Origin of the sequence: Dyadobacter sp. SG02 (assembly GCF_900109045.1) — a bacterium.
Classification (GTDB): Bacteria; Bacteroidota; Bacteroidia; order Cytophagales; family Spirosomataceae; genus Dyadobacter.
Window position 1 is genome coordinate 513,673 of record NZ_FNYL01000005.1, and the last position, 11,696, is coordinate 525,368.

7 protein-coding genes are annotated in these 11,696 nt (G+C 53.4%); 6 read left to right on the forward strand and 1 reads right to left on the reverse strand.

The window, feature by feature from the left end; all coding sequences use genetic code 11:
- The first annotated feature begins 101 nt into the window (after nucleotides 1-101).
- The 6 genes from BMW93_RS15040 (at nucleotide 102) to BMW93_RS15065 (ending at nucleotide 10,164) form a co-directional block, all read left to right on the forward strand.
- On the forward strand, nucleotides 102-3,617 hold the full coding sequence (locus BMW93_RS15040; RefSeq protein WP_090377483.1) for a PVC-type heme-binding CxxCH protein: 3,516 nt from the start codon (nucleotides 102-104) through the stop codon (nucleotides 3,615-3,617).
- Between the two features lie 38 nt (nucleotides 3,618-3,655).
- Entirely contained in the window at nucleotides 3,656-6,655 is a 3,000-nt protein-coding gene (locus BMW93_RS15045; RefSeq protein ID WP_090377486.1) for a SusC/RagA family TonB-linked outer membrane protein, read from the forward strand.
- A gap of 19 nt (nucleotides 6,656-6,674) precedes the next feature.
- Complete coding sequence (locus BMW93_RS15050) at nucleotides 6,675-8,258, forward strand: RagB/SusD family nutrient uptake outer membrane protein (RefSeq protein ID WP_090377490.1); 1,584 nt, start codon at nucleotides 6,675-6,677, stop codon at nucleotides 8,256-8,258.
- Between the two features lie 105 nt (nucleotides 8,259-8,363).
- Entirely contained in the window at nucleotides 8,364-9,749 is a 1,386-nt protein-coding gene (locus BMW93_RS15055; RefSeq protein ID WP_090377719.1) for an aminopeptidase P family protein, read from the forward strand.
- Nucleotides 9,750-9,768: 19 nt separating this feature from the next.
- The gene (locus BMW93_RS15060) at nucleotides 9,769-9,954 is read left to right on the forward strand and encodes a DUF6934 family protein (protein ID WP_143061657.1); all 186 of its coding nucleotides are present in this window, start codon (nucleotides 9,769-9,771) and stop codon (nucleotides 9,952-9,954) included.
- 27 nt (nucleotides 9,955-9,981) lie between these two features.
- Nucleotides 9,982-10,164, forward strand: a complete 183-nt coding sequence (locus BMW93_RS15065; RefSeq protein ID WP_090377495.1) for a hypothetical protein — start codon at nucleotides 9,982-9,984, stop codon at nucleotides 10,162-10,164.
- Here BMW93_RS15065 and BMW93_RS15070 read toward each other — a convergent pair.
- Nucleotides 10,139-11,689: a M61 family metallopeptidase gene (locus BMW93_RS15070; RefSeq protein WP_090377498.1), complete on the reverse strand. Its 1,551-nt coding sequence runs from the start codon at nucleotides 11,687-11,689 to the stop codon at nucleotides 10,139-10,141. The two genes, BMW93_RS15065 and BMW93_RS15070, sit on opposite strands and share 26 nt — an antisense overlap.
- Nucleotides 11,690-11,696: the final 7 nt, after the last annotated feature.

The window sequence follows — 11,696 nt, forward strand, 5'->3', positions numbered from 1 at the left end:
CCGGTCTTCAGACCGGGAATGAATAGAAAAAGATTGAAAATAGTGCATTGGGCAGATTTTTGTCCGACAGGGATTGCTATGACTACACTAACCCAGTTTCCATGAAAAAAATATTACTCTTTCTGGCCATTCTAATGCTTTTTGCCGGTTGCGCACGGAAGCGCGGGGCTACGCAAAGCCCGGCCACAACCTCGGAAACCACGAACGGCCGCCGCATCGAGCTCCTTTTCCTGGGCCACGACAGCCGGCACCATTTCTCGGAAAAGTATTTCCCGATGCTTTCGCTGCCGTTGTTCCAGAAAGGCATTAACCTCACCTACACGTCCGATCCGAATGCATTGAACACCGAAAACCTTGCGCAGTACGACGGTGTGGTTATTTATGCCAACCATAATACCATTACCCCTGCACAGGAAAATGCATTAAAGACATTTGTAGAAGGAGGTAAGGCCCTTATCCCACTCCACGCAGCCTCTTTCTGCTTCCAGAATTCGGATTGGTATGTCAAAGCCGTGGGTGGGCAGTTCAGTTCGCATAAATATGGCACATTCACTGCGCCGGTCGTGAAGGCAGACCACCCGGTAATGCAGGGCTGGAAGACGTTTGAAACCTGGGATGAGACTTATGTACATTCGAAGCTGAACCCGGATATGATCGTGCTGCAAGAGCGCGTCGAAGGCGATCACCACGAGCCTTGGACATGGGTGCGTACGCAAGGAAAGGGCCGCGTGTTCTATACCGCGTACGGCCACGACGAGCGCACGTGGAAGCAACCCGCATTCCAGGAACTGGTGGCCAACGGCATTATGTGGGCCGTGAGCGACGATGCGAAGGAGCGTCTGGCGAAATTCAATTTAACCAAACCAACCTACACCGACGCAAACGTACCTAACTACGAAAAGCGCGACCCCGCACCGAAATTTCAACAGCCCCTGTCCCCCGCCGAATCGCAGAAACTGACGCAGGTACCGGTGGATTTCGAACTGCAACTCTTCGCGTCCGAGCCGGATATTGTGAAACCCATCGCCATGGCCTGGGACGAGCGCGGGCGGCTGTTCGTCGCCGAAACGCAGGATTATCCCAACGAAGTCCGCGACCAGGACGGTGTCGGCAAGGACCGCATTAAGATCTGCGAAGACACCGATGGCGATGGCAAAGCCGATAAATTCACCATTTTCGCCGATAATCTAAATATTCCGACCAGTCTGGTATTCGCCAACGGCGGCATTATCGTGGCGCAGGCACCGCATTTCGTTTTTCTGAAAGACACGAACGGCGACGACAAGGCCGATATCCGCGAAAATATCATTTCAGGCTGGGGCAAAAGCGACACCCATGCAGGGCCTTCGAATTTGAAATATGGATTGGATAACAAAATATGGGGCGTGCTCGGGTATGCAGGCTTCCGCGGGACGAACAGCGGCAAGCAGCTGAATTTCAGTCAGGGTATCTACCGGTTCGACCACGACGGCAAAAACCTGGAATACATTGGCCGCACCTCCAACAACACCTGGGGTTTGGGCTTTTCGGAGGAATTCGAAGTGTTTATTTCAACAGCGAACGGGAATTACAGCGGGCACTTCGCCATGCCGCTTGAATACGTGAAGCGTTCCGTGGCCGACGGCTCGGGCAATACGGTTTACAAACTGGATTCGCATTACGAAATGAATTACCTCACGCCCGCATTGCGCCAGGTGGATTTCCACGGCGGGTTCACCGCCGCGGCGGGCCATAACCTGTACACCGCCCGCAACTTCCCGAAATCGTACTGGAATGCAACGGCATTTGTCTGCGAACCGACCGGGCGATTGCTCTACCAGGCATTGTTGAAACCAAAAGGTGCGGGTTACAAAGAAAAAAATGGCTTCAACCTGCTGGCGAGCGCCGACGAATGGTTCTCGCCCGTACACGCGGAGGTAGGCCCGGACGGGGCCGTGTGGGTGGCCGATTGGTACAGTTTCATTATCCAGCACAACCCTACCCCGCGCGGTTTCGAGAATGGGAAAGGCAATGCGTATATCAATCCGCTGAGAGACAACCAGCACGGACGTATATATAGGGTCGTTTGGAAAAATGCAAAGAATGCGCCCTATCCGAAACTCGACAAAAACGACGCGGCCAGCCTGGTGGCAGGTTTGAAAAACGATAATATGTTCTGGCGCACGACGGCGCAGCGGCTGATCGTGGAATCGAAAAATACCTCGGTGGTTCCCGAATTGATCAAAATGGTAAATGATCAGTCCGTGGATGAAATCGGGCTGAACAGTCCGGCTGTACACGCATTATGGACGCTCGACGGCCTGAATGCATTCACCGGGCCAAATGAAGAAGCTTACCACGCCCTCGTGCGTGCTATGCGCCACCCGGCCGCGGGCGTACGTAAAACTGCCGTGAAATTGCTCCCACGGAACGACAAGACGCTTTCCGCATTGAAATGGACCAATTCCCTGAACGACCCGGACCTGAAAGTAAGGCTTGCTACGATCGAGGCATTGACTGATCTGCCCGCATCGGAAGAAATCGGCAGAATGCTGTACCTCGCCGGCCAGGATTCGCAAAATGCTGCCGATGAATACCTCGCTCAGGCTATTTTTTCAGGGGTTATTAAACATGAAAAAGGTTTCAAAGCAGCCGCGGAGAAGCTGAAAGACTCTACTCTGACCGCCCGGATCGAGCGTGGGTTGATCGAGGAAACTTATATGCTTAACCTTTGGTCGCCGCCTATTTACCCCCCGGATATCGCCCATAAAGAGCTCAAAATCAAAGCTATCATCACCAAAGCACAGGAAGAACTTTCGGGTGTGGTGGTATCGCAGGGCAACAGGCAAAATGGTTACAGCCTCTACATGCAGGACGGGAAATTGCATTGGCTGGTGCGGCAGGATGGTAAGTCGTATCAACTCACATCCACCCAAAAACTGCCCGCCGAGCGCTTCAATGCCTATGCTACTTTGTTGGAAGGCGGCAAAATGACGCTGGCGATCGAGGACGAAACACCGGTAACCGGTAATGCCGCAGGCCTCTTTCACCAGCCTTTTACACCGGACGACATCCGTCTCGGTCGCGATTTACGCGACGGCAATCAGGTAGGTGAGTATCCGGATAATGCACGGCTACGCGGCTGGCTGGACATCAAGAGCACGCTCCACCTCAACCAGCCCTCCCCTAACCAGGCCTTTCAAGGCCTGGCCGCGCCCACGCCCGGCACACCCGCGCCAGCGCCCCTCAAAGACAAAGGAACACCCGCAACCATCAAACTGAAAGTGATCGAACATGAAATGAAGTTCGACCAGAAAACTTTCACCGTAAAACCCGGCCAGAAAGTGACAATCCAGTTTACCAACCCCGATTTCATGCAACATAACCTACTGATCATCAAACCCGGAACATTGGAAAAAGTCGGCAATGCGGCCGACCTGCTGGCGCGGGAAGCGAATGCGATCGCGCTCAACTACGTACCTAAAATGCCCGAAGTACTGCAAGCAACGGAACTCGTGAGCCCCGAAGGCAATGCGACGCTGGTGTTCATCGCGCCCGAAAAGCCCGGCGACTACCCGTTCCTGTGCACGGTACCCGGCCATTGGCGGATCATGAACGGTATTATGAAAGTGCAATGAGTGCCCTCAAATAGTTTTAACCATCTAACTCCAATTGTATGAAAAGACCATTATCCCGCCTGATCCGGGAACTGCACCGCTTTTGCCTCCTCGCGGCGACGGTGGCCTGTTTCCTGACCGAAAACGCCCTGGCGCTCGCCGCCGACCGACAGATTTCCGGCAAAGTGGTGTCCGCCGAGGACAAGAACCCGCTACCCGGCGTAACCATCATCGTGAAGGGGAAAAATACCGTGGGTACAGCGACCGATACCGAAGGGAAATTCAAGCTGGAAGTACCGGAAGGCGCTACGCTCATCCTGAGCTACATCGGCTATGTGAGCCAGGAAGTGGCCGTGGGTAACCAGAGCGATTTGAATGTAGAAATGGCGCCCGACCAGAAACAATTGCAGGAAGTGGTGGTGATCGGGTATGGTACCCAGAAAAAGGGCGACATTACAAGCTCCGTGGCGAGTATCAAGCGCGAGGATTTCGTTCAGGGAACGGTGCGCGATGCGGCCCAGCTCGTGCAGGGAAAAGTGGCCGGCTTGCGCATTACCACGCCCAGCGGCTCCCCTACCTCGAATACGCAGATCAATTTGCGGGGTATCAATTCCATTGAAGGAACGGCTAACCCGCTGATCCTGATCGACGGTATTCCCGGCGGACTGAATACCGTGGCACCGGAAGATATCGAATCCGTAGACGTGTTGAAGGACGGCTCGGCGGCAGCGATTTACGGTACACGCGCTACCGGCGGGGTGATTTTGATTACCACACGCAAAAACCGCGGTACTTCGCGCTCGACGATTGAGTATTCCAATTATATCAATATCCAGACCATCGCGCGCCGTCCCGAACTGCTGACCGGCGATGATTACCGTCAGAAAATCAAGGAAGGCATCGACTACACCGATTACGGCGGCAATACCGACTGGCTTTCGGAAATCATGCAAAAACCCGTCAGCCACAACCATAACCTGACGTTCTTCGGTGGAAACAGCACAACCAACCTCACCGGCTCGATCAACTACCGTAACTGGGAGGGTATATTTCTGAGATCGGGACAAAACCGCTTCACCGGTCGCGCGGATCTGAACCATTCGATGTTCAACAACAAACTGAAAACCAATTTACAGCTCATCAACCGCATTACCCGTTCGAACGGCGCGGTAAGCCCGGCCAACGACGACGCGGCTTATGGTTACGCCTACCGTCAGGCCATTATCCGCAACCCAACCGACCGTGTGATCGGCGACGATGGCAAATGGCAGGAGCGCGACGGCTATTTCTACGAAAACCCGGTGTCGTTGCTCAACGAATCGAATTTCGAGAGCTCTTTCAAGGAAATGCGGATGGCCGGTAGCCTCGACTACGCGCCGATCGATGACCTGAATTTCAAGTTATTGGTTTCCAATGTACAAAACAGCAACCTCGAAGGCGGCTCCACGACATTCAACCACACCAGCACGCGCCTCGGCAACCAGAATGCGACCGCCTTCCGGAATACCTATGCCAACAATGAAAACCTGCTGGAATTCACCGGAAATTATTCCAAAACCATTGGCAAACACCGTTTCTCCGTGCTTGGAGGTTACAGCTGGCAGGACGCGACTTATGAAGCATTCGCCGCGAATAACTGGGATTTCCCTACCGACACTTACGACTGGAACAACCTCGGCGCGGGGGGCGCATTGCAAAGAGGCCAGGCAGGGATGAGCAGTACCAAAAACAAATGGCAGCTGGCAGGCTTCTTCGGCCGTGTTACTTACAGTTTGAATGAAAAATACCTGTTCATGGCCAGCGTTCGCCGCGAAGGTTCTTCAAGGTTTGGAGTGAACAACCAATGGGGTACATTCCCGGCGGCGTCCATCGGCTGGCGCATCAGCAAGGAGAACTTCATGGGCGGCCTCGGCGCGGCTTCGGACATTAAGCTTCGTGCGGGTATAGGCGTAACGGGCACGATCGCGAACAACCCGTACATGTCGCAGATCAGCTACAATTTCGATCGCGGACAGGGCGCATTCATCGGCGGCAAATGGGTACCGGGCTTTGTTCCGGCACGTAACTTCAACCCCGACCTGCGTTGGGAGAAGAAAGAGGAATACAATGCCGGTGTGGATTTCGGATTTATGAAAAACCGTATCAACGGGTCGATCGACTTTTACAGCCGCAAGGTGAAAGATTTGCTTTACAATTTCCCTGTACCGGTTCCGCCTTATCTGACGGGCAGTATGTTCATCAATGCCGGGGTAATGCAAAACAAAGGCGTTGAAGTACTCCTGAACATCGTTCCGATCCAGACGGGCAATTTCCAGTGGAACACAGGCTTTACCTACTCTACCAACCGCAACAAGCTCGTGAGCCTCTCGAATGAGCAGTTCCAGGCAGCGAACGACTTCTTCGACGCGGGTTACACGGGCGAGCCTATCCAGGTAAGCACCCACCGCGTGAAGGTAGGCGAGCCCATCGGCCGGTTCTTCGTATGGAAAAGCGTAGGCGTGGACGACAAAGGTGCCTGGCTCGTCGAGAACAAGGATGGCGAGGTGATTCCTATCGCCGATGCTACCCCGGAGGACCGCCAGTATTATGGTAATGGTATTCCAAAACACATTGTGGGCTGGAACAACAACATCCGCTACAAGCAGTTCGATCTGGCCGTGAATATGCGCGGCTCGTTCGGATTCGACATTCTGAACTTCCAGAGCATGTTCTACAACAACCCGCGCAACAAAGCTTACAATATGCTAAAAACCGCTTACGATCCGATCGACGGTAAAGTGCTCAATACCGATCTCGTATATGTGTCGCATTACATCGAAAAAGGCGATTACTGGAAGATCGACAACGTGACGTTCGGCTACACATTGCCGGCCAATACCATCAAAGGCCTTAAAAACGCCCGCATTTTCGTATCGGGCCTCAACCTCGCGACCATTACCGGCTACACCGGTATCGATCCGGAAGGCGTAAGCTACACCGGCTTCGCCCCCGGCAGCGACTACCGTGACAAGTATCCAACCACCCGGACATTCACCGCCGGACTGAGCGTAACATTCTGATCTTCAAAATTTTGAAATAATGAAAACTCAAAATATAAAATACGCGGTCCTCGCCGCATTGCTCGCCGGGGCCCCGCTCTACTCCTGCACCGACCTGAATGAACAGGTGTACTCCGAAGTGCTCGGGAGCAGCTACCAGCCCACCGAAAAGGACCTACCGGCCATCGTAGCGCCTGTTTACTCGTCTTTGCGCTCCCTGATGCTCGGCTGGCAGGGCTATTTCGACTTGCAGGAAGAAGCCGCCGATGCCATTATCACACCGGTCCGCCCGAATGGATGGGACGATGGCGGTACCTATCGGCGCATGCACCAGCATGCCTGGACGGCACTGCAATGGCAGCCCGAAAACGCATGGCGTCAGGCATTTGCCAGCATTACGACCGTAAACCGTGTGCTTTCGCAGATCGAGGACGGCGACCTGCCTATTACCAATGGTAAAGAAGCGACCATCGCCGAACTCCGAGCCGTGCGTGCATTTGCGTATTACCTGCTGCTCGATAACCACGGAAATGTGCCCATCGTAACGGATTTTAAAGACGTTACCCTACCCAAGCAGAGCACGCGCAAGGAGGTTTATGATTTTGTAGTAAAAGAATTGAATGAGTCGCTGCCAAACCTGAGCGAGAATGCCACCACTACCTACGGCCAGATGAACAAATGGGGCGCGAAAACGCTTCTGGCTAAAATTTATCTCAATGCGCAGGTGTACACGGGTGCAGCCGAGTGGGCAAAGGCGATTACGGAAGCCGACGATGTGATCAAAAGCGGGAAATATGTGCTGGATGCCAATTATTCCGATGTTTTCACCTGGACGAACTTCAACTCCAAGGAAATCATCTTTGCCATTCCTTACGACGAAATCTATGGAACCGGCAACCAGATCCATATGAAAACCCTCGACCCGCTGAGCCGCCAGGTATACCCGATGAATGCCGGTCCGTGGGGCGGTAACTGCGCCGTTCCGCAATTTATCGATACTTACGACGCGGCAGACAGCCGCCTGGCCGATACCTGGATCATGGGCCCGCAGAAAAGCGCGGCAACCGGCGCGGTAGTGATCACCTACGGCAAGGCGGTGCCAAGTATGGAAAAAACCGCGTCCTCGGATGGCTATCGCATTGGTAAATACAAAATCAAACCGAACGCGACCGGCAGCCTGGACAATGACTTCCCATTCCTGCGCTATGCCGATGTGCTGATGATCAAAGCCGAAGCATTGCTGCGCACCGGCAAAGCCGCCGAGGCCGCCGAACTTGTGACGCAGGTACGTCAGCGCGCATTCAAGGGCGCACCCGCAAAAGCGACCGTAACGGCCGCCGATCTTGCAAAGGGAAGTAAATACAACTACGGTATCCAGGCCGTCGACGGCACTATTACCGAGCGCCAGGGAGGCGACGATATCCAGTTCGGGCGGTTCCTCGACGAGCTGGGCTGGGAGTTCGCCGCCGAGGCGCACCGTCGCCAGGATATGATCCGTTTCGGGGTGTATGAGACTAAAAAATGGTTCAACCACAAGCCGCAAACGGCCCAACGCGCGCTCTTTCCGATCCCGCAGAATGAAATTGACAAAAACCCTAATCTGAAACAGAACCTGGGTTACTGATACATTTATTAATTTGGGTTAGGTAGTTCCTATTTGCTCACCGGACGGAGTATATTTGCTTCGGTGGGCAAATTTTTTGTTGTATTCCAAAACCGTTTTCATCCCATGTTTTCCAAATCAACATACTTAAACCGCAGACAAACGCTTCAATCCAAACTCGGCAACGGCCTCCTTCTTTTCCTCGGAAATGAAGAGAGCGGCATGAACTACCGCGATAACGTATATCCGTTCCGTCAGGACAGTTCCTTTCTTTACTATTTCGGTATCGACCAGGCGTCGCTCACCGCCGTGATCGACCTCGATAACGACCGCGAAATCATTTTCGGCGACGAGCTCACGATCGACGACATCGTATGGACCGGCCCGAAAGAAGCGCTCGCCGAAAAGGCCGCCAAAGCGGGCGTTACCGAAGTAAAACCGGCGTCCGCAGTCGGAAGCTTTCTGAAAGATGCATTATCCCGCGGGCAAAACGTACATTTTCTGCCTCCTTACCGGGGCGAGCATTACCTGAAATTGCAGGAGTGGCTGCATGTCAACCCGTCAGAAGCGGGGCAAAAAGCCTCTGTGAGCCTCATTAAGGCAGTCGTTTCCATGCGTTCCTACAAAACGGAAGAAGAAGTCGTTGAACTTGAAAAGGCTGTGGACACTTCGATCGACATGCATTTGTCCTTCATGCGCGACACGCGCGCGGGCATGACCGAGAAGGAAATCGCGGGCAAACTCCAGAGTATGGCCATCGCGCAGGGCGGCGATATCTCCTACCCCGTCATCCTGACCGTGAACGGCGAAATCCTGCACACCCACGCCCGCGACCTCGCGCTCCGCGACGGCCAGATGGCACTCTGCGACGCCGGCGCCGAAACCGCCATGCATTACTGCGGCGACCTTACGCGCACCATTCCCGTGGGCAAGAAGTTCACAAGCATTCAGAAAGAAATGTACGAGATCGTGCTCAACGCGCAGGAGTCGGCCATTGCAGCCTGTAAACCAGGAGTTTTGTTCAAAGACGTGCACAAACTGGCCTCCACCAAACTCGTCGAAGGTATGAAGCAGATGGGCGTCGTGAAAGGCGACGTGGCCGAGGCTATCGAACACGACGTGCACACGCTCTTCTTCCAATGCGGCCTCGGCCACATGATGGGCCTGGACGTTCACGATATGGAAAACCTGGGCGAACAATACGTCGGCTACACCGACGACCTGCTCAAAGGCACCGCATTCGGCTGGAAATCCCTCCGTCTGGGCCGCGCCCTCGAACCCGGCTTCGTCATCACCGTCGAACCCGGCCTCTACCTCATCCCCACGCTCATCGACCGCTGGAAAGCCGAAAACAAACTCGCGCAATTCATCGACTACGAAAAGCTGGAATTGTTCCGCGACTTCACCGGAATCCGCATCGAGGACAACCTTTTGATAACCGAAAATGGTAACAGAGTCCTTGGGAAAGGGCTGGTGAAAAGTGTGGGGGAAGTGGAGGGGTTGAGGGGGTAGAATTTCAATATGTTTGCAGGTGAAACACATCAACCTGCAAACATTGAAAGAGCCCAAGTATCGTTACAAAACCAGATTAGATAGCCTCGTTTACAAGTTTACGAGCGTAGGACTGAAAGGAGAGATTAAGAAAATTGTAATCTATTCCCTGACGCAGACCGCAGGCGTTTACAATCTTGCATTTGGAATTATGACAGTTTCATGATAACAAGAAAACAAAAAAATTAGCGCTATGAAAACCCGAAATAACGTCATTGTTCCAAAAGTAGCTGTGGATAACAGCCTGGATCACTTGAAAGATAGAAAGTTTGCTATGGAGAAATTGGAAAGAGCCAACGAGTTTATTGCCAAACATGGTCTCCCCAAAGAATATTACCTAAGCCAGGGCCTCACTCCCCCCGACTCCACCCCTTGAATATCTCCAATTCCAAAGCATTTGGAGAAGCCTTTTTCGTGATCGCAAACGTGCCGAAATGCTTCTCCGTCGTCACATCGATTTCCAGCCCGGCGTAGCCGAGGTATTTCCTGTAATCCGGCTCGGCGGTGGTGTAGATGTAGCTGAATAATTCATCCAAATTCTTCCCGGCAACGGACTCTATTGTTGCCCGCAGTTCTTCTTCCGTAAATCCACGGCCCTTTTTAATGTAAAAATCCTGGTACAACTTCCGCATTACATCGTCGAGCGAGCGCTTGTTCTTTGTTTCGTGACGAATGGCGAGGTCGAAGAGCATACCTACTACGGGGCCCTTCTGGTAATAGGAAATGGTTTTGTTTACGGCGTCGCCCGTGCGGCCGAAAGGGCCGTCGGACCACGTTTCGGCGCTGGCCTGGGCGAGGGTTTGGAAAAGACGGCCGGGTTTGGTTTCGACGTTCGTGATCTGCTTTTTGAAGAAATCCAGGAACTCCTGTTCGCCCATCAGGCCCGCTGCACGCATGATCAGCGGCTCGTAGTAGACGGTGAGTCCTTCGGATACCCACAGCATGTTGGTTTTGCTGCCCTTATCATAGTTGAACGGGCCGAGCTCGATGGGACGGATGCGTTTGACATTATAATGATGAAAATACTCGTGGGTGATGAAGCCCAGCATACCATTCCATCCACGCGTATTCAGCTGGTCGCCGCTGAAACTGATCGTGGTCGAATTCAAATGCTCGATACCGCCCTGCCCCGGACCAATGGCGATGAAAGTGTAATGCTTGTAAGGAATATCACCCATGAGCGAAGAGGCCTTTTCGACGATTCTCTGAATGTCGGACATCAGTTTTACCTTGTCGAAATCCCCGAGCTTGTAGCCGATAAAGCGGTGCGGAATGCCTTTGACTTCGAATGCAGGCAACTCTTCCAGGTTGCCGACAAGTAAAGGGCTGTCGTACAATAGATCAAAATCAGGTGCAACGTACGTGAAGGCTTTATCCGGCACGGAATCCAGCCCGGTAGCAACGCGATTCCAGCCGTGCAAAGGCTTGATCGTGACTTCGGAAGGCCTTTGGAGCTTCCCCGCTTCATGCATAAACATACTTACCGGCGTAATGTACCCATGCTCCTCGTCCAGATAGCTGGTCGCGACAAACTTGCGGGTGGTTTTTACATCGTATTCGGCATGCAGCATATGAGCACCTTTGGCGGCCACTGTCCAGCCATTCTTGCCCGATTTCACCCAGCGCAGTGCATTGCCGTTTTCATTCTTCACCACCAGCTTGTCGATGCTCGAAGCATAGTCCATCAATTGATAGTACCCCGGTTGCCAGTCGGGCAGTTTCAGCCGCGTGCTGTCGCCTTCACCGGCCGGCAAATCCATTGCCACGTGAAAAGTATGATTCGCCGGCTCCGGCATAGACACCGTAAATTTGATCGGTCCGGCCTTTTGCGCAATGGCGCCCGCCACGAGGCAATGCGCCGCCAGCAGGCACAGCCCGCGCCTTTTTTTCTTGAAATTCATGATATAG